A 25,971-nucleotide genomic window follows, 5' to 3' on the forward strand; every position below is an offset into this window, starting at 1 on the left:
CCGTCTACGCTTGGCCGGTGAACTTCTTCCGTCACCGGCCCCCCGCCCTGCTCGCCGCCCTGTCCGCGCCGGTCGTGCTGCTCGCGGTCGCGGGCTGCGCCGCGGACGACAGCGCCACGGTCGCGGTTCCCCGTCCCGACGCGAAGACCGCCCCGCTGTGCCGGAGTCTGCACACGGTGCTGCCCGACAAGGTGGACGGGCAGCGGCGCGCCGACCCCGAGCCCCGGTCCGTCTACACGGCGGGCTGGGGAAACCCGGCGATCATACTGCGCTGCGGGATCGTCCGGCCGCCGAAGATGATCGACCCCAAGGTGGCCCAGGGCCAGGACCCCGACGCGATCGCGGGCGGGGTCAACGGCGTGGACTGGCTGATGGAGAAGCAGGGCGACGGCACCTGGCGCTTCACGACGGCGGGCCGCAAGGCGTATGTCCAGGTGACCCTGCCGAAGAAGCTGTCGGGCCCGGACGACAGCACCCAGGTGCTGGAGGATCTGGCCGCGGCCGTGAAGAAGGCCATCCCCGAGGGGATGGCCTCCATGCGCGGCTGACCGCCCGCGGATCGCTCAGCGCAGTCCGGTGGACCGGCGCAGCGCGGCCTGCACCAGCAGGTCGATCAGCTCGGGGTAGCCGACCCCGGTCGCCTGCCACATCTGCGGGTACATCGAGATCGGGGTGAACCCGGGCAGCGTGTTGATCTCGTTGATCACGAACTCGCCGTCCTCGGTGAGGAAGAAGTCCGCGCGCACCAGCCCCTCGCAGGACGCCGCCTCGAACGCGTCCACCGCGAGCCGCCGGATCTCCGCGGTCTCCTCCTCGGTGAGCGGCGCCGGGACGATACCGGGCGTGGAGTCGATGTACTTGGCCTCGAAATCGTAGTACGCGTGCGCGTCCGGCGGCGGGATCTCGGCCGGGAGCGAGGCCCTGGGGCCGTCCTCGAACTCCAGGACACCGCACTCGATCTCGCGGCCGGTGATCGCCGCCTCGATCAGGATCTTCGGGTCGTGCGACTGCGCCTCGGCGATCGCCTCGTCCAGGCCGGAGAGGTCGTCGACCTTGGTGATGCCGATGGAGGAGCCGGCCCGCGCGGGCTTCACGAACAGCGGCCAGCCGTGCTCACCGGCGAAGTCCACGATCTTCTTGCGGGCGGCGGCCTGGTCCTGCTGCCACTCGCGGGGCCGGATCACCACGTAGGGGCCGACCTTGAGCCCGAAGGAGGTGAAGACCCGCTTCATGTACTCCTTGTCCTGGCCGACGGCCGAGGCGAGCACGCCCGCGCCCACGTACGGCACTCCGGACAGCTCCAGCAGGCCCTGGAGGGTGCCGTCCTCGCCGTAGGGGCCGTGCAGCACCGGGAAGACGACGTCGACCTCGCCGAGCGCCTTGGGCACGGAGCCGGGCTCGCTGTAGACGACCTCGCGGTTGGCGGGGGCGACGGGGAGCACCACATCGCCCTCGTGCGACTCCGCCAGGTCCTCGACGGCGGGCAGGGCGCGGTCGGTGATGGCCATCCGCTCCGGCTCGTCGGCCGTCAGCGCCCAGCGGCCGTCCCGGGTGATGCCGATCGGCAGGACGTCGTACTTCGTCCGGTCGATGGCCTTGAGGACGGCGCCCGCGGTGACCACGGAGATCCCGTGTTCGGAGCTGCGGCCACCGAACACGACGGCCACGCGGGGCTTGCGCGACGGCTGCTCAGGGCTCTGGGGAAGGTTCTCGGTGCTCATATCGCGTTGAGAGTACCCGTTGGTAGAGCCCGGATACAGCGTCGGCTCCGCCCTGGAACGTACAAAAACGGGCGGATTTCGCACAGTGTCCATGCGTTTTCGCGCAGCGTCCCCGCGGTTTCGCTCAGCGTCGCTCGGGCTTCGCGCTGCGCGACATCAGCTCCTTGAGCGCGACGACCGGCGGCTTGCCCTCGTGCACGATGCCGACGACCGTCTCCGCGATCGGCATGTCGACGCCGTGCCTGCGGGCCAGATCCAGCACGGACTCACAGGACTTGACGCCCTCCGCGGTCTGCTTGGTGACCGCGATGGTCTCCTCCAGGGTCATGCCCTTGCCGAGGTTGGTGCCGAAGGTGTGGTTGCGCGACAGCGGCGAGGAGCAGGTGGCCACCAGGTCGCCGAGACCGGCGAGTCCGGAGAAGGTCAGCGGGTCGGCGCCGAGCACGACACCGAGCCGCGCGGTCTCCGCGAGACCCCGGGTGATCAGCGAACCCTTGGCGTTGTCGCCGAGCCCCATGCCGTCCGCGATGCCGACGGCCAGCCCGATGACGTTCTTCACCGCGCCGCCCAGCTCGCAGCCGACCACATCGGTCTCGGTGTACGGCCGGAAGTACGGCGTGTGGCAGGCCGCCTGGAGCCGCCGGGCCACGGCCTCGTCGGCGCAGGCCACCACGGCTGCGGCGGGCATCCGGGCGGCGACCTCGCGGGCCAGGTTGGGCCCGGTGACGACGGCGACGCGCTCCGGGCCGACCTTGGCGACGTCCTCGATGACCTCGCTCATCCGCATCGCGGAGCCGAGTTCGACGCCCTTCATCAGGGAGACGAGCACGGTGTCCGGGGCGAGCAGCGGAAGCCACTCGGCGAGGTTCTGGCGGAGGGTCTGGGAGGGGATGGCGAGGACGGTGAACTCCGCGTCGCGCAGCGCCTCGGCGGCGTCCGCGGTGGCGCGCAGGTTCTCCGGGAGCTCCACACCGGCCAGGTAGTCGGGGTTGATCCGGGTGGAGTTGACCGTCTCGGCCAGCTCGGGCCGGCGGGCCCACAGGGTCACGTCACAGCCGGCGTCGGCGAGCACCATGCCGAAGGCGGTGCCCCAGGAACCGGTGCCCATGACGGCCACCCGCACAGGCGTGCTCACTTGCTCTGCTCCTCTTCCTGCCTGGCCTTGTCCTGCGCCTGCGTGCGGCGCCGCTGCTCGATCCGCTCGCGGCGCGGGTCGTACGGCGTCTCGGGCGCCTTCTCGCCGCGGATCTCCTCCAGGAGGCGGGTGATCGCCGCCATGATGACCTCGGTCGCCTCCTTCTGGACGTCCGGGGTCAGCTCCTTGTCGTAGAAGCGCGACAGGTCCACGGGCGGGCCCGCCAGCACATGGTGGGTCTTGCGCGGGAAGAGGTTCGGCTTCTTCGCATATGCCGGGAGCAGTTCGTTGGCGCCCCACTGGGCGACCGGGATCACCGGGCACTTGGTCTGGAGGGCCACACGGGCGGCACCGGTCTTGCCGGTCATCGGCCAGCCGTCGGGGTCGCGGGTCAGGGTGCCCTCGGGGTAGAAGGCGACGCACTCACCGCGCTCCACGGCGTCGATCGCGGCACGGAAGGCGCTCAGCGCGTCCGTGGACTCGCGGTAGACGGGAATCTGTCCGGTGCCGCGCATCGCGGCGCCCACGATTCCCTTCTTGAAAAGGCCGCTCTTCGCGAGGAATCGCGGAACCCGCCCGGTGTTGTACTGATAGTGCGCGTATGCGAAGGGGTCCACGTGGGAATTGTGGTTCACCACGGTGATAAATCCGCCCTCGGCCGGAATGTGCTCCATTCCACGCCAGTCCCGCTTGATCAGAACCACCAGCGGCGGTTTGCAGATCACCGCGGCGAAGCGGTACCAGAAGCCGATTCTGCGGCGGGGCACAAGGACACCTTCCTCTAGGGGGATCCACGGGGGACTGACCCCGGCGGGGGCCGCACAAGTGTCGCCCCGGAGCGCCGGTCTGTCGAGAACACCGTACGCCCGCCCGTCACCCGCCCCCGCCCTTCCAAGGAGCTTCGCGCGCCTCCCGATACGCCCTGGGCCGGCGGCTGCGGGTGACAATGATCGCGACGAGAGAGGGGCGGTACGCCGGTGCAGTGGACGTTGGTCATCCCCTTGAAGCCCCTGTCCCGGGCCAAGAGCAGGCTCGCGGACACCGTGGCGGACGGGGTGCGCCCGGGGCTGGTCCTCGCGTTCGCCCAGGACACGGTGGCCGCGGGCCTCGCCTGCCCCGGGGTCAGGGATGTGGTGGTCGTCACGGACGATCCACGCGCCGGGCGCGAGCTGTCCGCGCTGGGCGCGCGGATCGTCCCGGACACCCCGGCGCGGGGCCTGAACGCGGCGCTGGCGCACGGGGCGGAGGCGATACGGCTGATGCGCCCGGGGGCCGCCGTGGCCGCGCTGAACGCCGATCTGCCGGCGTTGCGGGCGGCCGAGCTGGAACAGGTGCTGTGCGCCGCCGAGGAATTCCCCAGAGCTTTTCTCGCGGACGCGGCGGGGATCGGTACGACATTGCTGGCGGCCGGTGCGGACCGTGAATTGCGGCCGGGCTTCGGGGCGGGGTCACGGGTACGGCATCGGGTGTCCGGCGCGGTGGAACTGCTGCTGGGGGGCGTGGATTCGGTACGGCAGGACGTCGACACGGGGGACGACCTGCGGGCGGCGCTGGCGCTGGGGGTCGGACCGTATACGAGCGCGGCGTGCGCGGATGTGCCGGTACCCGGTGCCCGACCAGGCGACCGGGCGGCCACGGGCACTACCCTGAATCCCATGCAGGCCACCGCGTACACGTACGACAGCGAGACCCGGAGCGGGCAGGTGCTGCTCGACGACGGCACCCCCGTGCCCTTCGACGCCGCCGCGTTCGACCGCGGCGGTCTGCGGCTGTTGCGGCCCGGGCAGCGCGTGCGGATCGAGACCGAGGGGGCCGAGGGCTCCTTGCGGATCACCCTCGTCACGCTCCAGACCCTGTAACTCCCCTTACGCACGCCGCGGGCCGGACTCCGGTGGGAGTCCGGCCCGGCGCGTGAGTGCCCTGATCGATGCCCTACGCCTTGCGCGCGGTGGCCTTCTTCGCGGTGGTCTTGCGGGCCGTCGACTTCCTGGCCGGCGCCTTCTTCGCGGTGACCTTCTTCGCCGGGGCCTTCTTCGCGGTGGCCTTCTTGGCCGTGGCCTTCTTCGCCGCCGCGGTCTTGGCCGTCGCCGTGGTCTTCTTGGCGGTCGCCTTCTTCGCGGTGGTCTTCTTCGCAGCGGCCGCCGTGGTCTTCTTCGCCGTCGTCTTCTTGGCGGTGGTCTTCTTCGCGGCCGCCTTGGCGGTCTTCTTCGCGGCGGCCTTCTTGACCGTCGCCGCGGCGCCCCCGGTCAGGCTGCCCTTGGGCGCCTTCTTCACCGAGACCTCGCCACCGCGCGGGAGCTTCTTCGAGCCGCTCACCAGGTCCTTGAAGCCCTGACCGGCGCGGAAGCGCGGCACGGAGGTCTTCTTGACCCGAACCCGCTCGCCCGTCTGAGGGTTACGGGCGTACCGGGCGGGGCGGTCCACCTTCTCGAAGGACCCGAAACCGGTGACCGAGACCCGCTCGCCCGCGACGACCGCGCGGACGATGGCGTCCAGAACATGATCGACGGCTTCCGCCGCCTGCTGGCGGCCGCCAACCTTCTCGGCAATCGTTTCTACGAGCTGCGCCTTGTTCACGTCTTCCCCTTCGGAGACATCGCCAGAACGAATGTGTTCAAGCTTTTTCGCACGTTAGGCAGATATATACCGCAAATCAAACACGAAACGGGCTTATCACCCTTGTGCCGCAACGGACTCGGCGTTCTCGGGCTGTTCAGCGGTCCTCGTCGGGGATCCGTCCCTCGTCGAGGTCCGCGGTGAACCGCTCAAGCCGCCTTGCCGCACCGGCGAGATCGTGCTTGGCCGCGGCCGTAATGACCAGCAGCTTCCGGGTCAGCGCCATCCGTACGCCCTCCGGGACTTGCAGTGCGCGCACTCTTGCGTGCGCTTCCTTGAGTTGGGTCGCGACCGCCGCATAGAGCTGGAGTTGGCCGTCGTGTCCCATGCACAGATTGTGCCATCTGGGGCGAGTTGTCGCCTGCCCAGGGGGCAACTCCCGCCACAAATGGCCTTCCAGGCCCTTGCGGACGGCGCGATCCTCTGCCTCATCTACCCTCCCAACGCCCTTCATAACACGGGAAGTTGAGAGAACCCCCGGAGCCAGGAGGGTCCGCACGGGCCCCGACATGCCTGTACCCCCGATCGGGGCGATCGGGGGTACAGACGGGTTCGTTGGGTGGCCGAAACCCGACCCTCGCGGGATCCGGGACAGGCTACCGGGTCAGCCCTGGAGGGTCTGCGGCTTGTGGGTGGGCCGCAGCTGCTCGTACGCGGCGATGTCGGGCTCGTTCCGGAGGGTGATGGAGATGTCGTCCAGGCCGTTCAGCAGCCGCCAGCGGGAGTTCTCGTCCAGCTCGAAGGAGGCGGTGACGCCCTCGGCGCGCACCTCGCGCGCTTCGAGGTCCACCGTGACCTCGGCGCTCGGGTCGGCCTCGGTCAGCTCCCACAGCGCGTCCACGATCTTCTGCTCCAGCACCACGGTGAGCAGGCCGTTCTTCAGCGAGTTACCACGGAAGATGTCCGCGAAGCGGGAGGAGATCACGGTCTTGAAGCCGTAGTTCTGGAGCGCCCAGACGGCGTGCTCACGGGAGGAGCCGGTGCCGAAGTCGGGGCCGGCGACCAGCACGGTGGCGCCCTGCCGCTCCGGGCGGTTGAGGATGAACTCCGGGTCCTTGCGCCAGGCCTCGAAGAGCCCGTCCTCGAACCCGTCCCGGGTCACCTTCTTGAGCCAGTGGGCGGGGATGATCTGGTCGGTGTCGACATTGCCGCGGCGCAGCGGGACGGCCCGGCCGGTGTGGGTGGTGAAGGCTTCCATCGTTCTCAGACTCCAGCGGGCGTACGGTCGTCGGTCAGGTCGGCCGGGGAGGCCAGATGGCCCAGGACGGCGGTGGCCGCCGCGACCTGCGGCGACACCAGGTGGGTACGACCGCCCTTGCCCTGCCGGCCCTCGAAGTTGCGGTTGGAGGTGGACGCGGAGCGCTCCCCCGGGGCCAGCTGGTCCGGGTTCATGCCCAGGCACATCGAGCAGCCCGCGTACCGCCACTCGGCGCCGGCCTCCTTGAAGACCACGTCCAGACCCTCGGCGGCCGCCTGGAGGCCGACCCGCGCGGAGCCCGGCACGACCAGCATCCGTACGCCGTCGGCGACTTTGCGGTCCTTCAGGATCTCGGCGACATTGCGCAGGTCCTCGATCCGGCCGTTGGTGCAGGAGCCTACGAAGACGGTGTCCACCTTGATGGAGCGCAGCGGCGCCCCGGCCTCCAACCCCATGTATTCCAGGGCCTTTTCGGCGGCCAGGCGCTCCGATGCGTCTTCGTACGAAGCCGGATCGGGGACGTCCGCCGAAAGCGGCGCGCCCTGGCCGGGGTTGGTGCCCCAGGTGACGAACGGGGACAGCGCGGCGGCGTCGATGACGACCTCGGCGTCGAATTCCGCGTCCTCGTCCGTGCGCAGCGTCTTCCAGTGCGCGACGGCCGCGTCCCACTCGGCGCCCTCGGGGGCGTGCGGGCGGCCCTTGAGGTACGCGAAGGTGGTCTCGTCGGGGGCGATCATGCCCGCGCGGGCGCCGGCCTCGATCGACATGTTGCAGATGGTCATCCGGGCCTCCATCGAGAGCTTCTCGATGGCGGAGCCGCGGTACTCCAGGATGTAGCCCTGGCCGCCGCCGGTGCCGATCCGCGCGATGATCGCCAGGATCAGGTCCTTGGCGCTGACGCCCTCGGGCAGTTCGCCGTCCACGGTGATGGCCATGGTCTTCGGGCGGGCCATCGGCAGCGTCTGGGTGGCCAGCACATGCTCGACCTGGGAGGTGCCGATACCGAACGCCAGCGCGCCGAACGCGCCGTGCGTGGAGGTGTGGGAGTCGCCGCACACCACGGTCGTGCCGGGCTGGGTCAGGCCCAGCTGGGGGCCGACCACGTGCACGACGCCCTGTTCGACGTCGCCCAGCGGGTGCAGCCGCACCCCGAACTCGGCGCAGTTCTTGCGCAGCGTCTCCAGCTGGGCGCGCGAGACCGGGTCGGCGATGGGCTTGTCGATGTCGAGGGTGGGGGTGTTGTGGTCCTCGGTCGCGATGGTGAGGTCGAGGCGGCGCACCTGGCGGCCGTTCTGGCGCAGCCCGTCGAAGGCCTGCGGGCTGGTCACCTCGTGCAGCAGGTGCAGATCGATGTAGAGGAGGTCGGGCTCGCCCTGGGCGCGCCGGACGACGTGGTCGTCCCAGACCTTTTCCGCGAGTGTCCTACCCATCGCTTTCCCTCCGGCCGGCACGCTCGCGCCGGCCCAACTAGAGATCTTGAGGGCGGCGCCCGCACCCCTGTTCCCGGGCGTCCGCCGCCGGGCCCGTCGATGGACGGGCCGCCGTGTTCATCCAGAGTGGCGCGTTCCGCGGAAAATTGAACTTGCGTTTCACAGAGTGAGACGTGAGTATCGTTGCATGGACAACAGTAGCGGCGTCGGCGTTCTGGACAAGGCGGCCCTCGTCCTGAGCGCTCTGGAGTCCGGTCCGGCCACCCTCGCGGGTCTGGTCGGGGCCACCGGACTGGCACGACCCACGGCCCACCGCCTGGCCGTGGCCCTGGAACACCACCGCATGGTGGCACGCGACATGCAGGGCCGGTTCATCCTCGGACCGCGCCTCGCGGAGCTCGCGGCGGCGGCGGGCGAGGACCGCCTGCTGGCGACGGCGGGCCCCGTGCTCACCCACCTCCGCGATGTCACCGGCGAGAGCGCGCAGCTCTATCGCCGCCAGGGTGACATGCGGATCTGCGTGGCCGCGGCGGAACGGCTGTCCGGTCTGCGGGACACCGTCCCGGTCGGCTCCACGCTCACGATGAAGGCCGGCTCCTCGGCACAGATCCTGATGGCCTGGGAGGAGCCCGAGCGGCTGCACCGCGGCCTTCAGGGCGCCCGCTTCACGGCGACGGCCCTGTCGGGTGTGCGGCGCCGCGGCTGGGCCCAGTCCATCGGCGAGCGCGAGCCGGGCGTCGCGTCCGTCTCGGCCCCGGTGCGCGGGCCCTCCAACCGCGTGGTGGCCGCCGTCTCCGTCTCGGGCCCGATCGAGCGCCTGACGCGCCACCCGGGCCGGATGCACGCCCAGGCCGTCATCGACGCCGCGACCCGCCTCTCGGAGGCCCTGCGCCGCACGGGCTGAGCCCGCTCTTCCTCGTGGGTCCGCCTCAACGCCGCGGCGGACCCACGAGGGACGCGGCAGCCGACGTCAGGCGCTCTTCTCCACGGACGCCGCGGACTCCACGGACTCCGCGGGCCGCGCCGACCGATAGGCGAACCGGTCCTTCGCGTACCGCCCGCGCGCGGCGAGCGGCACCTGGCCGTGCGCCCCCGCCAGCCCGAACGCCGGCATGTCCGCGTAGATCGCCTCGTACGACCCCTCCGGCACCACGTACGCCTCGTGCCAGATCCCGACCTCGCCCCGCAGCTTGCCCGCCCGCTCCTTGCGGTTCAGCTTCGCCCACACCTCGTGGTGGAAGGCGTCGGGCGCCGTGGCGTAGGCGTACAGCTTCTCCTTGGACTCCCAGTACTGCACGACGTAGTACGTCCGCGGCGACGCCGTGAGCAGCACCTTCTCCCGCAGCCCGCGCTCCGGGTCCTTCGCCAGCTCCCGCAGCATGCGGAGCATCGCGAGCATCACCGGCACCCACAGATGCACCGCCCAGAAGCGGTTGATGCGCATGCCGATCAGCAGGACGACGACATCGCCCTTCGCGTCGGCGGTCGTACGGGACACCATGGCTTCCCCCTTCATCGCGTGCTTGGATAGTGCTCTTATCCAAGAAGGGGCGCAAGAGATGCGGCTGGCCGAACTGAGCAGACGCAGCGGGGTCTCCACCGCGACGATCAAGTACTACCTGCGCGAGGGCCTGTTGGCGCCGGGCCGGCAGCTGAACGCGACCACGGCGGAGTACGACGAGGAGCATCTGCGCCGGCTGCGGCTGGTGCGGGCGATGATCCAGGTCGGGCGGCTGCCGGTGGCGAAGGTGCGTGAGGTGCTCGGGCATGTGGACGACGAGTCCCTGGGCAGCTCGATCCGGCTGGGCGCCGCGCTGTGGGCGCTGCCGCAGGTGCCGGAGCCGGACGAGGACGACGCGTACGTACGGGCCGCGCACGAGGAGGTCGCGGCGCTCGTGGACCGGCTCGGCTGGGAGAACGCCAAGTGCCTCGCGACCCTCTCCCCCGCGTACCGCTCGCTGGTGGTGACGGTGGCCGCGTTCCGCCGGCTCGGTTACGACTGGGGGGCCGAACAGCTCGCGCCGTACGCGGAGTTGATGCATCGCACGGCCGTACTCGACCTGGACAACATGGAGACGCTGCCGCCGGGGGCGGAGCGGATCGAGTTCGCGATCCTCGGGGCGATCCTCAACGAGCCGGTGCTGCGGGCGCTGCACCGGCTGGCGCAGGAGGAGGAGACGACGCGGCGGTACGGCTTCGAGTGAGCGGGGCCGGAGAACGGTGAAGGCCCTCCGCCGAAGCGAAGGGCCTTCATTCTGTACCCCCGACCGGATTCGAACCGGCGCTACCGCCTTGAGAGGGCGGCGTGCTAGGCCGCTACACAACGGGGGCCTTGGACGCTGCGTTTCCGCAGGTCCGAGCTGGTCTACCTGGACTCGAACCAAGACTAACTGAACCAGAATCAGTCGTGCTGCCAATTACACCATAGACCAATGATGGTTTAGACCAGTCGTACCCCCGACCGGATTCGAACCGGCGCTACCGCCTTGAGAGGGCGGCGTGCTAGGCCGCTACACAACGGGGGCCCTAGCGATCCCGACAAGATCAGGATCAGTACCCCCGACCGGATTCGAACCGGCGCTACTGCCTTGAGAGGGCAGCGTGCTAGGCCGCTACACAACGGGGGCTTTGCAGATAAGCTCTGCGAGCTGGCCTACCTGGACTCGAACCAAGACTAACTGAACCAGAATCAGTCGTGCTGCCAATTACACCATAGGCCACTGGAACTCAACCCCCTGAAGGGTTCTTGTTCTAGTTTGCTCCTCGGGGTTCCGGCCTTTCGGCCCGTTCCCCTCGGCGCAGGAAGAACATTACCCGAAGGTGGACGGGGCTCCAAAACGAGTATCCGAGCGGAGCAGCGCGGGGAGTTCGGACAGGCCGACGATGCGGTGCACGACGACGTCACCGGCGTCCCGCGCGGGCGACGTACCGCGATCGATCCACACGGACAGCAGCCCGGCCTCGGCGGCGCCCCGCCCGTCGATCTCCGGATGGTCACCGACGTACGCCACCTCGTGCGGGGCGAGGCCCAGTGCCTCGCAGGCGGCCAGGAAGGCGCCGGGCCGCGGCTTGGAGACGCCCAGTTCGGCGGCGCACAGCACGGCCTCGAAGCGGTCCAGCAGGCCGAGGGCGCGCAGCTTGTGCTCCTGGACGGTGATGCTGGAGTTCGACAGGACCGCGTGCAGCGCTGCCCTCGGCATGAACCGTTCCCCGTTCCGTGCCATACGGATGCCGTAGCGTGGAGCCATGAGCGAGTACCGAATCCAGTTCACCGTCGAGGCCCGCTCGGCCTATGACTCCCTGCCCGGCTCGCGCCAGGCGCAGCTGGACAAGGCCCTGCGGATACTGGCCCGCGATCCGTTCCGCAAGACCTCGACCGCCCAGCTCGGCCCGGACGAGCACCTGCGCAAGGCGTACGTGGCCCCGGGCGTGGTGCTGGAGTACATGGTGGCCGGCGCGATCATGGTCATCGTCGTGCTGGAGATCTTCGACGAGAGCGCCTACCTGGTCGACGAGGCCGACGCGCAGTGACCATGTGACAGGGGCGGCACCCGGAGTTCCGGGTGCCGCCCCTTCGGCGTGCGGTGAGCCCTACGCGGTGAGCCTCGTCAGGGCCGCGTCGATGCGGGCCAGGGTCGTCTCCTTGCCCAGGACCTCGAGGGACTCGAAGAGCGGGAGGCCGACGGTGCGGCCGGTGACGGCGACGCGCACCGGGGCCTGCGCCTTGCCGAGCTTGAGACCGTGGGCCTCGCCGGCGGCCAGGACGGCCTCCTTGAGGGACTCGGCCGACGTCCAGTCCGCGGTCTGGAGCTTCTCGCGGGCCGTGCGCAGCAGGGCGTCGCTGCCCTCCTTCATCGCCTTGGTCCAGGACGCCTCGTCGAAGACCGGCTCCGGCAGGAACAGGAAGTCGACGTTCTCGGTGATCTCGGAGAGCACCTTCAGACGGGTCTGGGCGTGCGGGGCGATGGCCTCCCACTTGGCCTCGTCGAACGCCTCCGGCGCCCAGGGCGCGAACGGGGCCTTCAGCCAGGTGCGGCAGCGCTCGGTGAACTCCTTCACATCCAGCAGGCGGATGTGGTCGGCGTTGATCGCCTCGCACTTCTTCAGGTCGAAGCGCGCCGGGTTGGGGTTCACGTCGGAGATCTCGAAGGCCGCGACCATCTCCTCGATCGTGAAGATGTCCTTGTCCGCGGAGAGCGACCAGCCCAGCAGGGACAGGTAGTTGAGCAGGCCCTCGGGCAGGAAGCCGCGCTCGCGGTAGAGGTTCAGCGAGGACTGCGGGTCGCGCTTGGAGAGCTTCTTGTTGCCCTCACCCATCACGTACGGCAGATGCCCGAAGGCCGGGGTCTGCTTGGCGATGCCCAGCTCCGTCAGCGCCTTGTACAGCGCGATCTGGCGCGGGGTGGAGGAGAGCAGGTCCTCGCCGCGCAGCACGTGCGTGATGTCCATCAGCGCGTCGTCGACGGGGTTGACCAGCGTGTACAGCGGGGCGCCGTTGGCGCGGACGATGCCGTAGTCCGGAACGTTCTCCGGGGTGAAGGTCAGCTCGCCGCGCACCAGGTCGTCGAAGGTGATCGTCTCGTCGGGCATCCGGAACCGGACGATCGGCTGCCGGCCCTCGGCCTTGTACTGCTCGACCTGCTCGGCGGACAGGTCGCGGCAGTGGCCGTCGTAGCCGGAGGGCTTGCCGGCGGCGCGGGCGGCCTCGCGGCGGGAGTCCAGCTCCTCCTGGGAGCAGTAGCAGTGGTAGGCGTACCCGCCGTCCAGGAGCTTTCGCGCGACGTCGGCGTAGATGTCCATGCGCTGCGACTGCCGGTACGGCGCGTGCGGGCCGCCGACCTCGGGGCCCTCGTCCCAGTCGAAGCCGAGCCAGCGCATCGCGTCGAGCAGCTGGTTGTAGGACTCCTCGGAGTCGCGGGCCGCGTCGGTGTCCTCGATACGGAAGACCAGGGTGCCCTGGTGGTGCCGGGCGAACGCCCAGTTGAACAGGGCGGTGCGGACCAGGCCCACATGGGGGTTACCGGTGGGCGAGGGACAGAAGCGGACGCGGACGGGGGACGGGGAGGCGGGTGCGCTAGCCACGCTTGACAACCTTGTTGGTGAGAGTGCCGATGCCTTCGATGGTGACGGCGACGTCGTCGCCGACGTTCAGGGGGCCGACCCCTGCCGGGGTGCCGGTGAGGATGACGTCGCCGGGCAGCAGCGTCATGGCCTCGGTGATGTTGACGATCAGGTCCTCGATGGGGTGGATCATCTCGCTGGTGCGGCCCAGCTGGCGCTGCTCGCCGTTGACGGTGAGCTGCACGGTGAGGTCATTGGCCCGGGCGAGGTCGATGTCGGTCTCCACCCAGGGGCCGAGCGGGCAGGAGCTGTCGAAGCCCTTGGCCCGGGCCCACTGCTTCTCGCGGCGCTGGACGTCGCGGGCCGTGATGTCGTTGGCGCAGGTGTAGCCGAAGATCACGTCCTTGACGCGCTCCCGGGGCACCTCGCGGCACATGCGGCCGATGACGACGGCCAGCTCGGCCTCGTGGTGCAGTTCCTCGGTGAACGAGGGGTAGCGGATCTCGTCCCCGGGACCGATCACCGAGGTGGACGGCTTGAAGAAGGCGAACGGTGCCTCGGGCACCTCGTTGCCCAGCTCCCGCGCGTGCTCCGCGTAGTTGCGGCCGAAGGCCACGACCTTGTTGGGGAGGACCGGCGGGAGCAGCCTGACCTTGCTCACCGGCACCTTCGTGCCGGACAGCTCATGGTCGGCGAAGGGGATGCCCTTGATGATGTCGAGGACGAGTTCGTCCTGCTTGTCGCCCTCGACCGCGCCGAAGGCTACGTTCCCGTCGATGGAGAACCTGGCGATGCGCACGGGTGCTTGCGCCCCTCACTGAGAACCGGCGTACTGACGCCCAAGGTTAACCGGTCGGGCGGCGCGATGTTCGGCCGGGAGGGCATGGCGAGGGGATTTTCCGGGGCCGTAATGCGCTTAAGGGGAATTCCCGTTTCCGGTGATTTCGGAGGCGCCGCCGGAGGGACATCGGACGTCTCTCGCGTCTCTGACCTGCGGTGATGCCATCCACCTCGGTCGGGCGCCGGGGACCGGGATGGCTACGGCGCCCACCGCCGCCGTAGCCGATAAAGGCGGCGGCGCGAATGCCGGGGAAAACATGTGCGGCCCGCCGCGGGGGCCGCCGAAAAGACGAGCGCGGCCCGGAAGATCATCGCCGTCGGGTGATCTTCCGGGCCGCGCCCCGGGGTGCCTCGGTCGCGCGGGCGATCACTCGCCGGCGGTGGCCGCCGCGGCCTCGGGGAGGTCCATCAGGATGGTGCGCCGGGGGTTGGCCGTCTGGGCGGGGAGTTCGACGGACTGCTCCGGCAGCGCGGGCGTCTGCAGCTCGCCGGCGTCGTCGAGGTGCGCCAGGGTCGTGCGTCGCGGGTTGGCTATCTTGCGGAACATCATCGTCGTCTTCACGGTTGTACGCGTCCTAGTCCTGTGTCGGCGGGTGACAGTGCGGGTGACAGATACGTCCCTCATGTAAAGCGTCAGGCTAAACATCCGATTCCCTGACCAACTCGCCAACCAGCCCTGATGGTTATGTGATTTTGCTCACCAAGCCAGGGACAAACAGGTCAATTCCGGCCTACAACCCGCCCTAACGAAACGGACATTGAGGGCTGGAAGCGCTCATTCCGCTGCCGATCATGGCGACTGGGACACGTGCCACCGAGCGGCGACTCGCAGGGATACGTCCGTTATGGATGAGATCGACTTCCACGACTGGTGACCCGACATGCACACCCTGTCACGGTTGTCACAGCTCGGCACGCGGCCCTTGTTGGAGATCCGCCACTGTGCTGGAATTCCACGGACCGCCGCAGGATCGACCCGGCGCGCAGGGGCGCAACGCAGCGCCGAGTGGCGGCGAGACAAGGGGGAACCAGCGCCGGTCACTCAAGACCACCGGGGGGCGTTTTCAGGGCGCCTTCCACGACGCCGACACCGTGTTCGTCCGCTCGCGCGGAGGGACGCCTGGTCCAGAGGTTGCGACGCTAGTGCAGGGACGTTTCAAGAGGGATGGCAGCGCTTCGGCGGAGCCGGAGCCGCACGACGGGACTGGCCCCATGAAGGGCAGCGCCTCTCCCCAGCACGCCCAGAACCCGGGCCCGACCCCGCCCGGTGAGGGCTCCGATCGCGCACGCCCCGGCGCTGCCGCCTCCTCCGCCAAGGGCTCCGCTTCCGGCAAGGGCGGCCCCGCCTCCGGCAAGGGCGGTCCCGCTTCCGGCAAGGGCTCCGCGAAGCCCGCGGGCGGCCCGTCGTCCGCCAAGCCCGCCCCGGCCCCGAAGCCCGCGTCGGCGCCGGTCAGTTCCGGCTCGCGCATGGCGCTGCGCAACTGGCGCATCTCGACCCGTCTGGTCTCGCTGCTGGCGCTCCCCGTGGTCGCGGCGACCTCGCTGGGCGGCCTGCGCATCAACGAGAACCTGAACGACATCCAGCAGCTCGACAACATGAAGCTGCTGACGGACATGACCAAGCAGGCCACCGAGCTGGCCGCCGCGCTCCAGGAGGAGCGCGACCAGTCCGCCGGTCCCATGTCGCACGGCCTCAGCGCGAGCGACTACACGGTCAAGGGCTACCAGCAGAAGACCGACCGGGCCCGCGCCAACTTCCTCGACGCCTCCGAGCAGATCGACGAGGCCAGCAAGGACGGCCAGCTCCAGGGCGTGCGCGACGCGCTCGTCGGCCTCGCCAACCAGCTGGACGACCTGGCGAAGATCCGCCGGTCCGCCTATGAGTCCAAGGGCAACTCGACCCAGACCATCGAGTCGTACCACCGGCTGATCACCCAGCTGATCGACCTGTCCCAGGACATGGCCGAGGCGTCCAGCAACCCCGAGATGATCTCGCGCACCCGCGCCCTGGCGGCGTTCTCCACCGCCAAGGAGTACGCGTCCGTGCAGCGCGCGACCATCGCCGCGGCGCTGCCCTCGACCACCTCCAGCAAGGCCGACCTCTCCGAGAACGACCGCCTGTACGGCGAGTCGGCGTACGAGAGCGAGAACTCCGAGCTGGCGATCTTCCGCAAGATCTACGCGAGCCAGAACGCGGAGGAGCTGCTCAAGCCGATCGACGGCGGCAACAACCCGACGATCGAGTCCGCGGACACCTACGCCAAGCGCGCCTTCGCGCAGCGCGGCGGTCTGTCCGACCTGCCCCCGCGCTCCTACCGCGACTGGGTGGACGACAGCTCGACCAAGATCGAGCAGATGAAGAAGATCGAGCACACGCTGCTCGAGGACATGGAGCAGAAGGCGCGCGAGCTCAAGAGCGCCACCCAGCGCGACGCCATCATCTCCGGTGTGCTGATCCTGCTGGTGCTCGGTGTCTCGCTGGTCGGCGCGTTCGTCGTGGCCCGCTCCATGATCCGCTCGCTGCGCCGGCTCCAGGAGACCGCCACCACGGTCGCCCAGGAACGCCTGCCCGAGCTGGTCAAGCAGCTCTCCGAGTCCGACCCGCAGGACGTGGACACCTCCGTCGAGTCGGTCGGTGTGCACTCCCGGGACGAGATCGGCCAGGTGGCCGCGGCCTTCGACGACGTGCACCGCGAGGCGGTCCGACTCGCCGCCGAGCAGGCCCTGCTGCGGGGCAACGTCAACGCGATGTTCACCAACCTCTCGCGCCGCTCCCAGGGTCTGATCCAGCGCCAGCTCTCGCTCATCTCCGAACTGGAGTCCCGCGAGGCCGACCCGGACCAGCTGTCCTCGCTGTTCAAGCTGGACCACCTCGCCACCCGTATGCGCCGTAACGGCGAGAACCTCCTCGTCCTCGCCGGTGAGGAGCCGGGCCGCCGCTGGACCCGTCCGGTCCCGCTGGTCGACGTGCTCCGCGCCGCCGCCTCCGAGGTGGAGCAGTACGAGCGCATCGAGCTGGCCTCCGTGCCGACGACCGAGGTCGCGGGACGGGTCGTCAACGACCTCGTGCACCTGCTCGCCGAGCTGCTCGAGAACGCCACCTCGTTCTCCTCCCCGCAGACCAAGGTCAAGGTCACCGGTCACGCGCTGCCCGACGGGCGGGTGCTGATCGAGATCCACGACACCGGCATCGGCCTCTCCCCCGAGGACCTCGCGGCGATCAACGAGCGGCTGGCCTCGCCGCCCACCGTGGACGTCTCCGTCTCCCGCCGCATGGGTCTGTTCGTGGTCGGCCGGCTCTCGCAGCGGCACGGCATCCGCATCCAGCTGCGCCCCTCCGACTCCGGTGGCACGACCGCGCTGGTCATGCTGCCCGTGGATGTCGCCCAGGGCGGCAAGAAGGCGCCCGGCAAGCCCGGCGGTCCCGGCGCGGTCGGCGGTCCGGCTGCCGCGCAGGCCGCCGCGGGTGCGGCCGCGGCCCGCCGCGGTGGCGCGGGCGCCCAGGGCGGCGGTGGTCTGCTCGGTTCCGGCGGCAGCGGTTCGCGCGGCCAGGTCGGCGCCGGCCAGGGTCCCCGGGCCGCGCTGCCCGGCGCGGGCCAGGGCGGCCGTCCCGGCGCGCCCGGTGGTGCTCCGGGCGGCGCGCGCGGTCCGCAGCAGCGCGGCGGTGCCCCCGGCTTCGGTGCTCAGGCGCCGAACGCCCCGCAGAACCTCCAGGCCGCCAACCCGGCCGGTCCCCAGCAGGATCTGTTCGGTGGCCGCGGCTCGCAGCGCGGCACCGGTGGCGGCGACCAGGGCCGCCAGCCCCAGCTGCCGCCGCGCGGTGGCCCGCGGGCCGAGCTGCCCGGCGGCGACTCCCGGCGCGGCCAGGGCTGGAACGACGGCCGGGCCTCCCTCGACACCCCGCGCGGGCATGACGAGCAGGACCCCTCGGGGACCGCGCAGATGCCGGTGATCGATGACCGGCAGGGTCCGGGCTCGACCGCGCAGATGCCGCGGATCGATCCGCACGGCCCCGCCCCCACCGGCGACTTCGGCCGCCCCGAGCTGCCCGGCTCCCAGGGCGCGGACCAGTACGGCCGTCCGGAACTCCCGCAGCAGACCGGCCAGTTCGCCCGGCCGGACACCACGGGTCAGTACCAGCGGCCGGACGCCGGTCAGCACACCGGACAGTTCCAGCGGCCCGAATCCCCGCAGGACACCGGTCAGTTCGCGCGGCCCGACAGCACGGGTCAGTACCAGCGGCCGGACGCCGGCCAGCACACCGGACAGTTCCAGCGACCGGAAGCGCCGCAGCACACCGGCCAGTTCCCGCAGATGGACGCCCCCCAGCACACCGGGCAGTTCCCGCAGGTCGACCCGGGCCGGCACACCGGTCAGCACACGGGCCAGTTCCCGCAGGCCGAACTCCCGCAGCAGACCGGGCAGTTCCAGCGGCCCGACGCCGCCCAGCAGAGCGGCCAGTTCCAGCGGCCCGACGCGAACCAGCGGCCGGACGCGGCACAGCAGCAGGGGCTGTACGACGCTCAGGGCGGGCAGCAGGACAACGGCTCGTACGTGCGCTCGGACGTCTTCGGCACCCCGGCCCGCCCGGACGAACCCGCCCAGGACGCCGGCCGGTACACGGCCCCGGGTGCCTATGACAACAGCGGCACCGGACAGCACGCGCTGCCCGGCCGTGCCGACCCGGCGCACACCGGGCAGTTCGAGCGCCCGCAGCCGCCGGTCCGTGACGACTTCGGCGCCCCGCGCCCGCCGGCCCCGCAGCAGGTGCCGCCCCACCAGGAGCGCCCGGTGCGCGAGCCGGAGGCGCTGCCGCCGGCCAGCGGTCCCGGTGACGGTCGTACCCCGCTGTTCGACACGCTGGAGACCAACTGGTTCCACGGCGCGGCCGGTCAGCAGCAGGGCCAGCAGCAGGGGGCGCCCGCCGAGCAGCAGCAGCCGCAGGCGCCACAGCGCGACGCGGCCGCCACCGGCTCGTGGCGGGCCTCACCGAACGACGAACTCGTGCGGCAGGCGGAGCGGGTGCGCCAGCCCGCGGCGGGCGGTATCACCACGTCCGGTCTGCCGCGCCGGGTGCCCAGGGCGAACCTGGTGCCGGGCACGGCTCAGCAGCAACAGCACCAAACAGGTCCGCAGGTCTCCCGTGCGCCCGACGACGTACGCGGCCGGCTGACCAATCTCCGTCGGGGCATCGCCCAGGGTCGTCAGGCCGGTACCGGTCAGACGGGCAGCTACCCGAGCCCCACTCACCAGCAGGAGCGTTAGTTGAGTCCGATGAGCCAGGCGGCACAGAACCTGAACTGGTTGATCACCAACTTCGTGGACAACACCCCCGGGGTGTCCCACACGGTGGTGGTCTCCGCCGACGGCCTGCTGCTGGCGATGTCCGAGGGCTTCCCGCGGGACCGCGCCGATCAGCTGGCGGCCGTCGCCTCCGGTCTGACCTCGCTGACGGCCGGTGCCTCCCGGATCTTCGAGGGCGGCACCGTGGCCCAGACGGTCGTGGAGATGGAGCGGGGGTTCCTCTTCCTGATGTCGATCTCGGACGGGTCTTCCCTCGCGGTACTGGCCCACCCGGAGTGCGACATCGGCCTGGTGGGCTACGAGATGGCACTGCTCGTCGACCGCGCGGGGGCGGTCCTCACCCCGGACCTGCGCGCCGAACTACAGGGCAGTCTGCTCCACTGACCGGCCCCGGCACCACACACCTCACCAAAACACCGTCCGGCCGCCACAAACCCCCCACCGGCCCCGTCAGACGGCTTGACTGACCGACTTGCTGTCCCGCCCGGAGGATCCATGACCCCGCCCACCGCCCATCACGATCCGTACGCGGAACCGTACGGGGACGAGGGCGACCAGCCGCTGGTGCGGCCTTACGCCATGACCGGCGGCCGGACCCGGCCGCGTTACCAGCTCGCCATCGAGGCGCTGATCAGCACCACGGCCGACCCCGCCGCGCTCATGGGGCTGCTTCCCGAGCACCAGCGGATCTGCCACCTGTGCCGTGAGGTCAAGTCGGTGGCCGAGGTCTCCGCGCTGCTGAACATGCCACTGGGAGTGGCCCGGATCCTGGTCGCCGACCTGGCCGAGGCCGGCCTGGTCGCCATCCACCAGCCGGGCGGGGACGAGAACAACGGCGGCGCTCCGGACGTGACGCTGCTCGAAAGGGTGCTCAGTGGACTTCGCAAGCTCTGACGCGGGACGGGCCACCACCTCGGCGAAGATCGTGGTGGCGGGCGGCTTCGGCGTGGGCAAGACCACGTTCGTGGGCGCCGTCTCGGAGATCAACCCGCTGCGCACGGAGGCCGTGATGACCTCGGCCTCGGCCGGCATCGACGACCTCACGCACACCGGGGACAAGACCACCACCACGGTGGCCATGGACTTCGGCCGTATCACCCTGGACCAGGACCTCATCCTGTACCTGTTCGGTACGCCGGGTCAGGACCGCTTCTGGTTCATGTGGGACGACCTGGTGCGCGGCGCGATCGGCGCGGTGGTCCTCGTCGACACCCGGAGGCTCGCCGACTGCTTCCCGGCCGTCGACTACTTCGAGAACAGCGGTCTGCCCTTCGTCATCGCCCTCAACGGCTTCGACGGTCATCAGCCGTACACGCCTGACGAGGTGCGCGAGGCACTTCAGATCGGACCCGACACCCCGATCATCACCACCGACGCCCGGCACCGCGCCGACGCGAAGAGCGCGCTGATCACGCTGGTCGAGCACGCGCTGATGGCGCGGCTGCGGTAACACTCAAGTGCGACACCCCGTACGGCAGTTGCCGTACGGGGGCCGCGCGGGGCCGACTGTGGCATTTGACACGGTGGCCGCGGCGTTCATAACAGTTCGGCAGAGGAATCACCCGAGTCCACCACGCGACGCGGTCACCCGATGCCGCTGCGCGCACAATTGCCCCGCCTTTTGGCGGGGCTCGCTCTTTATGACCGTTTTATCTCTCACTTACAGCCGAACCGGCACAGAGTTTCCACTGTTTGGAAGTGCGCTGGTCCACGTGCTGGAATGCCTGAACTGCCCCATGGTCCCTGACGTACTGCGTCGTCGTCGGCCCAGCGGGCTCTGAGAGACTGCGGCACGACGTAGGTGCCGACCGCCGAGAGGTTGTTGGTCGAGTGAGGCGAAGCAAGAACGGTCCCGAGCCGTCGGCGCGGGGCAACTTCACCCCGCCGCCGCGCGCCGCGGCACCCGCCCCGGTGTCGGGTGCGGAGCCGGCGGACACTCCCGCGCCGAGCGGTGGCCGTTTCTCCCCGCGCAACTGGCGGGTGCCCACCAGACTGAACGCGATCCTGCTCATACCCGCGGCCGTCGGCCTGGTCATGGGCGGCTTCCAGGTGAACAGCTCGATCGACACCTGGCAGCAGGCCCGGGACGCCGAGAACACCGCCCGGCTGGTGCGCGCGGCCCTCGTCTACGCGGACGCCGTGGAGAACGAGCGCGACAGCACCGCCGAGCCGCTCCTGCTGAACAAGAAGGACAGCAAGAGCAAGGCGACGATCGAGAACGCGCGCAAGGCCACCGACCAGGCCGCCGCCGGTTTCACCGAGGCGACCAAGAGCATGCCCCACACGCCAGGACTTGAGCGCCGGCTGAAGCTGTTCCGCAAGGCCGAGCCCGAGATCCAGGTCCTGCGCAAGACCGCCTACACCTCCAAGCTCACCGGCGTGCAGACCGAAGAGGCGTACGTCGAGGTCGCCCACCCCCTGATGGAGTTCGCCAACGAGCTCGGTCTGGGCACCGGCAACATCACCTCCTACGGCCGTACCGTCTACGCCATGTCGCTGACCAAGGCGGCGCTGTCGCTGGAGCGGTCCATCGGCACGCATCTGCTGGTCAAGCCGGGTCCGGACGCGCCGAACCTCTCCACCCAGCGGGTCTCCCTGGCCTCGTACGCCTACCTTGAGCGCATCGCGATCGAGGAGTACCAGGGCGGTGGCACCGCGCAGGACTCGCAGGTGCTGGCCGACGCGCAGAAGAAGGTCCTGGCGGACGCCAAGGCCGAGGCCGCGCAGGCCGAGCAGGACGACCCGAACTACGTGCCGCCGCCGAGCAACCCGAACAGCATGGTCTCGGCGCTGGCCACCATGAAGGACACCAGCCCGGCCACCCGTGACGCGCTCGCCGCGAACGGTGTCAGCGCCCAGAACTGGTACGCGGTCAACACGCTGAAGTACAAGGCGTACCGCAAGATCGAGTCGGACATGGCCGACAAGGCCGTGAACGAGGCGTCCGGCATCGCCGACGACGCCCGTACCTCCGCGATCATCACCGGCACCATCGTGGTCATCGCCCTGCTGCTCGCCTTCCTGCTGGCCGGTGCGGTCGCCCGGCAGATGAGCCGCTCGATGCGCCAGCTGCGCAACGCGGCCTTCGGCATCGCCGAGCAGCGTCTGCCGATGCTGGTCGACCAGCTCTCGCGCACCGATCCCGGCCGGGTCGACACCCGGGTCGCCCCGATCCCGATCCACACCAAGGACGAGATCGGCGAGGTCGCCCGCGCCTTCGACCAGGTGCACCGCGAGGCGATCCGGCTCGCCTCCGAGCAGGCCCTGCTGCGGGGCAACATCAACGCGATCTTCACCAACCTGTCGCAGCGCAACCAGTCGCTGATCGAGGGCCAGTTGACCCTGATCACCGACCTGGAGAACAACGAGGCCGACCCGGACCAGCTGGAGAACCTCTTCAAGCTGGACCACCTGGCCACCCGTATGCGCCGCAACGGAGAGAACCTCCTGGTCCTCGCCGGCGAGGAGCCCGGCCGCCGCTGGGACCAGCCGGTCCCGCTGGTCGACGTGCTGCGCGCCGCCTCCTCCGAGGTGGAGCAGTACGAGCGCATCGAGCTGTCCGGCGTCCCGGACGCCGAGATCCACGGGCGCGCCGTCACCGACCTCGTGCACCTGCTGGCCGAGCTGCTGGAGAACGCCACCACGTTCTCCTCGCCGCAGACCAAGGTCAAGGTCACCGCGACCCGGCTGCCCGACGGCCGGGTCATGGTCGAGATCCACGACAAGGGCATCGGCCTGACCGCCGAGGACTTCGCGGACATCAACCACAAGCTGGCCAACCCGCCGACCGTGGACGCCGCGATCTCCCAGCGCATGGGCCTGTTCGTGGTCGGCCGGCTGTCCGACCGGCACGGCATCCGGGTCCAGCTGCGCCCCTCGGGCGAGCAGGCCGGCACCACCTCGCTGGTCATGCTGCCGGACGCGATCACGCACGGCGGTGGCGGCGACACCTCGCTGGAGCGCGAGGAGTTCACGGTCTCGCAGATCATCCCGGAGCAGCAGTTCCAGGCGGAGCGCCCGGAGGTGGCGCAGCCGCTGCGCACGGCCGCCGAACTCGGCTTCGACGACAGTCAGTACACCGAGGTCCCCGACGACATCCGCGACCTGGACCCGGTCGGCCGCTCGCTGCTCCGCGAGGGGCGCCGCGCCGCCCTGGAGGCGCAGACCCACGGCCAGCCGCAGCCGGCCGAGCCGCGCCAGGACACCGGCGAGACCTACGCCGAGCCGCTGTTCGAGCAGCAGAGCACGGGATATCCCGAGCAGCCGCAGCAGCCGTACGAGGAGACTCCGTACCAGGAGGCCGGGTACCAGGAGCAGGCGTACCAGGAGCCGTACACGGAGACGCCGTCCGCGTCCTACGAGCGGTCGTACGACGGGCAGTACTACCCCCAGAACGGTGAACTGCCGGGCGCGGAGGGCTACTCGGCGAACGGCGGCTACCCGCAGAACGGCTATGCGGAGCCCGCCTACCAGGGCGACTGGCAGCAGCAGGGCGCCTACCAGAACGGCTACCCGGCCCATTACGCTCCGGAAACGGAATCCGCGCCGGCCGACGCGAGTGAGCAGAACCGCGTAGGCTTCGACAGTCCCGGGGCGGTCGCTCCCGCCGCGCACGAGCTGACCGACGCCGGGCTGCCCCGCCGGGGATCCGTCCCGAACGGTTTCGACGGCGCGGCCCCCCAGCAGGAGACGCCGGCTGCCGCACCGGGCAACACCGGTGACGGCGAATGGCGTTCGGCGGACGACGGCGACGGAGACGACGACTGGCGTTCGGCGAACGACGAGCGCTGGCAGCAGGCTTCCCAGCTGCGCAAGCCCAAGGCAGGCGGGGTCACCGCCTCCGGGCTGCCGCGGCGGGTGCCCAAGGCCAACCTGGTCGAGGGCAGCGCCGAAACCACCCCCCAGGGAGGCCCCCAGGTCTCCCGCGCCCCGGAGGACGTCCGGGGCAGGCTGAGCAATCTGCGCCGGGGCGTCCAGCGCGGGCGCAGCGCAGGCACCGAAACGAACGGCCAGGCCACTGGGAACCAACACAGTGGTCCTGACAGCACCTACAACCAGGAGCGTTAGTGTGAGCCCGATGAGCCAGGCGGCACAGAACCTGAACTGGTTGATCACCAACTTCGTGGACAACACCCCGGGGGTGTCCCACACGGTGGTGGTCTCCGCCGACGGACTCCTTCTGGCGATGTCCGAAGGCTTCCCCCGTGACCGCGCCGACCAGCTCGCCGCCGTCGCCTCCGGTCTGACCTCGCTGACCGCCGGTGCCTCGCGCATCTTCGAGGGCGGCAGCGTCAACCAGACGGTTGTGGAGATGGAACGGGGATTCCTCTTCCTCATGTCCATCTCGGACGGATCGTCCCTCGCGGTCCTGGCCCACCCGGAAGCGGACATCGGCCTCATCGGGTACGAGATGGCCCTGCTGGTGGACCGCGCGGGCACGGTCCTCACCCCGGATCTCCGCGCGGAGCTCCAGGGCAGCCTTCTCAACTAGTAATCGGACGGTGCGTATTCGTGTCCCGGGGCCTTAAGGTTTCGGGACGCGGCTCCACACGGATGGGTGCCCGACGCAGTCGGAGGAGGAGAAAGTGGCAACACCCCCAGGAGGTTCGCCCTCGGGCAATTGGTCGTACGGCCCTGCCCAGGGCCACGGCGACGGCTCGGCGAACCCGTACGACTTCCCCTCCGCACCGCACCACCGGCAGCCCTACGCCCCGCAGGGCCCCGGCCCCTCGCCGTACGACCGGCCACAGGGCCCCGGTCCTTCGCCGTACGACCAGCCGCCGGCGCCGCGTATCCAGCCGGTCCAGCCGCAGCGCCGCCCCGAGCCGGCGCCCGCGGCGGCGAACAACCCCTTGGTGCGTCCGTACGCCATGACCGGCGGCCGGACCCGCCCGCGCTACCAGCTCGCCATCGAGGCGCTGGTGCACACCACCGCTGCTCCGCACCAGATGCAGGGCCAACTGCCCGAGCATCAGCGGATCTGCAATCTCTGCCGGGAGATCAAGTCGGTGGCCGAGGTCTCGGCCCTGCTGACGATCCCCCTCGGCGTGGCCAGGATCCTCGTCGCCGACTTGGCGGAGGCGGGCCTGGTCGCCATCCATCAGCCCGGCGGCGACGAGAACGCCGGTGGCCAGCCAGACGTGACACTGCTCGAAAGGGTGCTCAGTGGACTTCGCAAGCTCTAGCGGAGGGCCGGTTTCTCAGAGTCGCTCCACCACCTCCGCGAAGATCGTGGTGGCGGGCGGCTTCGGCGTGGGCAAGACCACGTTCGTCGGCGCCGTCTCGGAGATCAACCCGCTGCGCACAGAGGCCGTGATGACGTCCGCTTCGGCCGGCATCGACGACCTCACCCACACCGGAGACAAGACCACCACCACGGTGGCCATGGACTTCGGCCGTATCACCCTGGACCAGGACCTCATCCTGTACCTGTTCGGTACGCCGGGTCAGGACCGCTTCTGGTTCATGTGGGACGACCTCGTCCGCGGCGCGATCGGCGCCGTCGTCCTCGTCGACACCCGGAGGCTCGCCGACTGCTTCCCGGCCGTCGACTACTTCGAGAACAGCGGCCTGCCCTTCGTCATCGCCCTCAACGGCTTCGACGGCAACCAGCCGTACAACCCGGACGAGGTGCGCGAGGCACTCCAGATCGGACCCGACACCCCG

The 25,971-nt window shown here is 70.3% G+C and carries 23 protein-coding genes, 5 tRNA genes and 2 pseudogenes; 13 read left to right on the top strand and 17 right to left on the bottom strand.

What is annotated here, in order from left to right:
• Nucleotides 1–17 precede the first annotated feature (17 nt).
• A complete protein-coding gene (locus CCN72_RS04775; protein WP_086806478.1) occupies nucleotides 18–548 on the top strand; it encodes a DUF3515 domain-containing protein in 531 nt (176 codons plus the stop codon).
• A gap of 15 nt (nucleotides 549–563) precedes the next feature.
• Here the strand turns inward: CCN72_RS04775 and CCN72_RS04780 are convergent, their stop codons facing one another.
• From CCN72_RS04780 to CCN72_RS04790, 3 genes are all read right to left on the bottom strand, one after another.
• A complete protein-coding gene (locus tag CCN72_RS04780; protein WP_086806465.1) occupies nucleotides 564–1,721 on the bottom strand; it encodes a D-alanine--D-alanine ligase family protein in 1,158 nt (385 codons plus the stop codon).
• 124 nt (nucleotides 1,722–1,845) lie between these two features.
• Nucleotides 1,846–2,856 carry an NAD(P)H-dependent glycerol-3-phosphate dehydrogenase gene (locus tag CCN72_RS04785; RefSeq protein ID WP_085566730.1) on the bottom strand — a complete coding sequence of 337 codons (1,011 nt, stop codon included), beginning with the start codon at nucleotides 2,854–2,856 and terminating at the stop codon, nucleotides 1,846–1,848.
• Nucleotides 2,853–3,623 carry a lysophospholipid acyltransferase family protein gene (locus CCN72_RS04790; RefSeq protein ID WP_086806466.1) on the bottom strand — a complete coding sequence of 257 codons (771 nt, stop codon included), beginning with the start codon at nucleotides 3,621–3,623 and terminating at the stop codon, nucleotides 2,853–2,855. Before CCN72_RS04790 ends, CCN72_RS04785 begins: the two co-directional genes overlap by 4 nt.
• 210 nt (nucleotides 3,624–3,833) lie before the next feature.
• On the opposite strand from CCN72_RS04790, the pseudogene cofC reads away from it, so the two are divergent.
• Nucleotides 3,834–4,466, top strand: a pseudogene (cofC, locus tag CCN72_RS04795) (2-phospho-L-lactate guanylyltransferase); the annotation flags it as partial.
• Between the two features lie 322 nt (nucleotides 4,467–4,788).
• Here cofC and CCN72_RS04800 read toward each other — a convergent pair.
• From CCN72_RS04800 to leuC, 4 genes are all read right to left on the bottom strand, one after another.
• Nucleotides 4,789–5,433 carry an HU family DNA-binding protein gene (locus CCN72_RS04800; RefSeq protein ID WP_086806468.1) on the bottom strand — a complete coding sequence of 215 codons (645 nt, stop codon included), beginning with the start codon at nucleotides 5,431–5,433 and terminating at the stop codon, nucleotides 4,789–4,791.
• Between the two features lie 136 nt (nucleotides 5,434–5,569).
• Nucleotides 5,570–5,800, bottom strand: a complete 231-nt coding sequence (locus CCN72_RS04805; protein ID WP_086806469.1) for an SCO5555 family protein — start codon at nucleotides 5,798–5,800, stop codon at nucleotides 5,570–5,572.
• A gap of 276 nt (nucleotides 5,801–6,076) precedes the next feature.
• Complete coding sequence (leuD, locus tag CCN72_RS04810; protein ID WP_086806470.1) at nucleotides 6,077–6,670, bottom strand: 3-isopropylmalate dehydratase small subunit; 594 nt, start codon at nucleotides 6,668–6,670, stop codon at nucleotides 6,077–6,079.
• A 5-nt stretch (nucleotides 6,671–6,675) separates the two neighbouring features.
• Nucleotides 6,676–8,100 (bottom strand): 3-isopropylmalate dehydratase large subunit, encoded by a 1,425-nt coding sequence (gene leuC / locus CCN72_RS04815; RefSeq protein ID WP_085566724.1) that lies wholly within the window; start codon nucleotides 8,098–8,100, stop codon nucleotides 6,676–6,678.
• Between the two features lie 187 nt (nucleotides 8,101–8,287).
• Between leuC and ndgR the strand changes: the two genes are divergently transcribed.
• Nucleotides 8,288–9,004, top strand: a complete 717-nt coding sequence (gene ndgR / locus CCN72_RS04820; protein WP_037654641.1) for an IclR family transcriptional regulator NdgR — start codon at nucleotides 8,288–8,290, stop codon at nucleotides 9,002–9,004.
• Nucleotides 9,005–9,070: 66 nt separating this feature from the next.
• Here the strand turns inward: ndgR and CCN72_RS04825 are convergent, their stop codons facing one another.
• The gene (locus CCN72_RS04825; RefSeq protein ID WP_208637920.1) at nucleotides 9,071–9,616 is read right to left on the bottom strand and encodes a DUF4188 domain-containing protein; all 546 of its coding nucleotides are present in this window, start codon (nucleotides 9,614–9,616) and stop codon (nucleotides 9,071–9,073) included.
• A 43-nt stretch (nucleotides 9,617–9,659) separates the two neighbouring features.
• Here CCN72_RS04825 and CCN72_RS04830 point away from each other — a divergent pair, with 43 nt between their 5' ends.
• On the top strand, nucleotides 9,660–10,304 hold the full coding sequence (locus CCN72_RS04830) for a MerR family transcriptional regulator (RefSeq protein ID WP_086806472.1): 645 nt from the start codon (nucleotides 9,660–9,662) through the stop codon (nucleotides 10,302–10,304).
• Between the two features lie 54 nt (nucleotides 10,305–10,358).
• Here CCN72_RS04830 and CCN72_RS04835 read toward each other — a convergent pair.
• The 6 genes and pseudogenes from CCN72_RS04835 to CCN72_RS04860 form a co-directional block, all read right to left on the bottom strand.
• Nucleotides 10,359–10,431 (bottom strand) — tRNA-Glu (locus CCN72_RS04835).
• A 29-nt stretch (nucleotides 10,432–10,460) separates the two neighbouring features.
• Nucleotides 10,461–10,532, bottom strand: a tRNA-Gln gene (locus CCN72_RS04840).
• 20 nt (nucleotides 10,533–10,552) lie between these two features.
• Nucleotides 10,553–10,625, bottom strand: a tRNA-Glu gene (locus tag CCN72_RS04845).
• Nucleotides 10,626–10,654: 29 nt separating this feature from the next.
• Nucleotides 10,655–10,727: transfer RNA gene (locus CCN72_RS04850), tRNA-Glu, on the bottom strand.
• Between the two features lie 21 nt (nucleotides 10,728–10,748).
• Nucleotides 10,749–10,820, bottom strand: a tRNA-Gln gene (locus CCN72_RS04855).
• A gap of 90 nt (nucleotides 10,821–10,910) precedes the next feature.
• A pseudogene (locus CCN72_RS04860) lies at nucleotides 10,911–11,282 on the bottom strand (HAD family hydrolase); the annotation flags it as partial.
• A gap of 64 nt (nucleotides 11,283–11,346) precedes the next feature.
• On the opposite strand from CCN72_RS04860, the gene CCN72_RS04865 reads away from it, so the two are divergent.
• The gene (locus CCN72_RS04865; RefSeq protein ID WP_086806473.1) at nucleotides 11,347–11,631 is read left to right on the top strand and encodes a type II toxin-antitoxin system RelE family toxin; all 285 of its coding nucleotides are present in this window, start codon (nucleotides 11,347–11,349) and stop codon (nucleotides 11,629–11,631) included.
• A 60-nt stretch (nucleotides 11,632–11,691) separates the two neighbouring features.
• Here the strand turns inward: CCN72_RS04865 and gltX are convergent, their stop codons facing one another.
• The 3 genes from gltX to CCN72_RS04880 form a co-directional block, all read right to left on the bottom strand.
• Nucleotides 11,692–13,182 (bottom strand): glutamate--tRNA ligase, encoded by a 1,491-nt coding sequence (gene gltX / locus CCN72_RS04870; protein ID WP_086806474.1) that lies wholly within the window; start codon nucleotides 13,180–13,182, stop codon nucleotides 11,692–11,694.
• The gene (locus tag CCN72_RS04875) at nucleotides 13,175–13,960 is read right to left on the bottom strand and encodes a fumarylacetoacetate hydrolase family protein (protein WP_086806475.1); all 786 of its coding nucleotides are present in this window, start codon (nucleotides 13,958–13,960) and stop codon (nucleotides 13,175–13,177) included. Before CCN72_RS04875 ends, gltX begins: the two co-directional genes overlap by 8 nt.
• 408 nt (nucleotides 13,961–14,368) lie before the next feature.
• Entirely contained in the window at nucleotides 14,369–14,563 is a 195-nt protein-coding gene (locus tag CCN72_RS04880) for a hypothetical protein (protein WP_078967311.1), read from the bottom strand.
• A 581-nt stretch (nucleotides 14,564–15,144) separates the two neighbouring features.
• Between CCN72_RS04880 and CCN72_RS04885 the strand changes: the two genes are divergently transcribed.
• From CCN72_RS04885 to CCN72_RS04920, 8 genes are all read left to right on the top strand, one after another.
• Entirely contained in the window at nucleotides 15,145–19,266 is a 4,122-nt protein-coding gene (locus CCN72_RS04885) for a sensor histidine kinase (RefSeq protein WP_208637921.1), read from the top strand.
• Between the two features lie 9 nt (nucleotides 19,267–19,275).
• Entirely contained in the window at nucleotides 19,276–19,689 is a 414-nt protein-coding gene (locus tag CCN72_RS04890; protein WP_037654657.1) for a roadblock/LC7 domain-containing protein, read from the top strand.
• A 111-nt stretch (nucleotides 19,690–19,800) separates the two neighbouring features.
• On the top strand, nucleotides 19,801–20,199 hold the full coding sequence (locus CCN72_RS04895; RefSeq protein WP_037654659.1) for a DUF742 domain-containing protein: 399 nt from the start codon (nucleotides 19,801–19,803) through the stop codon (nucleotides 20,197–20,199).
• Nucleotides 20,180–20,755 carry a GTP-binding protein gene (locus CCN72_RS04900; protein ID WP_085566720.1) on the top strand — a complete coding sequence of 192 codons (576 nt, stop codon included), beginning with the start codon at nucleotides 20,180–20,182 and terminating at the stop codon, nucleotides 20,753–20,755. The genes CCN72_RS04895 and CCN72_RS04900 overlap by 20 nt, the downstream gene beginning before the upstream one ends.
• Before the next feature lie 380 nt (nucleotides 20,756–21,135).
• Nucleotides 21,136–24,372 (top strand): nitrate- and nitrite sensing domain-containing protein, encoded by a 3,237-nt coding sequence (locus CCN72_RS04905; RefSeq protein WP_208637922.1) that lies wholly within the window; start codon nucleotides 21,136–21,138, stop codon nucleotides 24,370–24,372.
• A gap of 10 nt (nucleotides 24,373–24,382) precedes the next feature.
• Nucleotides 24,383–24,796: a roadblock/LC7 domain-containing protein gene (locus CCN72_RS04910; protein ID WP_030948713.1), complete on the top strand. Its 414-nt coding sequence runs from the start codon at nucleotides 24,383–24,385 to the stop codon at nucleotides 24,794–24,796.
• 94 nt (nucleotides 24,797–24,890) lie between these two features.
• On the top strand, nucleotides 24,891–25,490 hold the full coding sequence (locus tag CCN72_RS04915; RefSeq protein ID WP_037664553.1) for a DUF742 domain-containing protein: 600 nt from the start codon (nucleotides 24,891–24,893) through the stop codon (nucleotides 25,488–25,490).
• On the top strand, nucleotides 25,471–25,971 hold a 501-nt coding region (locus tag CCN72_RS04920; protein ID WP_086806477.1), incomplete at its 3' end, for a GTP-binding protein. The genes CCN72_RS04915 and CCN72_RS04920, both read left to right, overlap by 20 nt.

Source organism: Streptomyces murinus, from assembly GCF_002154555.1.
Lineage (GTDB): Bacteria > Actinomycetota > Actinomycetes > Streptomycetales > Streptomycetaceae > Streptomyces > Streptomyces murinus.

Coding starts and splice junctions, on each gene's coding strand:
- leuD (WP_086806470.1), bottom strand. CDS start 6,670: ATGGAAGCCTTCACCACCCACACCGGCCGGGCCGTCCCGCTGCGCCGC.
- CCN72_RS04780 (WP_086806465.1), bottom strand. CDS start 1,721: ATGAGCACCGAGAACCTTCCCCAGAGCCCTGAGCAGCCGTCGCGCAAG.
- CCN72_RS04890 (WP_037654657.1), top strand. CDS start 19,276: ATGAGCCAGGCGGCACAGAACCTGAACTGGTTGATCACCAACTTCGTG.
- ndgR (WP_037654641.1), top strand. CDS start 8,288: ATGGACAACAGTAGCGGCGTCGGCGTTCTGGACAAGGCGGCCCTCGTC.
- CCN72_RS04805 (WP_086806469.1), bottom strand. CDS start 5,800: ATGGGACACGACGGCCAACTCCAGCTCTATGCGGCGGTCGCGACCCAA.
- CCN72_RS04910 (WP_030948713.1), top strand. CDS start 24,383: ATGAGCCAGGCGGCACAGAACCTGAACTGGTTGATCACCAACTTCGTG.
- CCN72_RS04865 (WP_086806473.1), top strand. CDS start 11,347: ATGAGCGAGTACCGAATCCAGTTCACCGTCGAGGCCCGCTCGGCCTAT.
- CCN72_RS04830 (WP_086806472.1), top strand. CDS start 9,660: ATGCGGCTGGCCGAACTGAGCAGACGCAGCGGGGTCTCCACCGCGACG.
- CCN72_RS04825 (WP_208637920.1), bottom strand. CDS start 9,616: ATGAAGGGGGAAGCCATGGTGTCCCGTACGACCGCCGACGCGAAGGGC.
- leuC (WP_085566724.1), bottom strand. CDS start 8,100: ATGGGTAGGACACTCGCGGAAAAGGTCTGGGACGACCACGTCGTCCGG.
- CCN72_RS04895 (WP_037654659.1), top strand. CDS start 19,801: ATGACCCCGCCCACCGCCCATCACGATCCGTACGCGGAACCGTACGGG.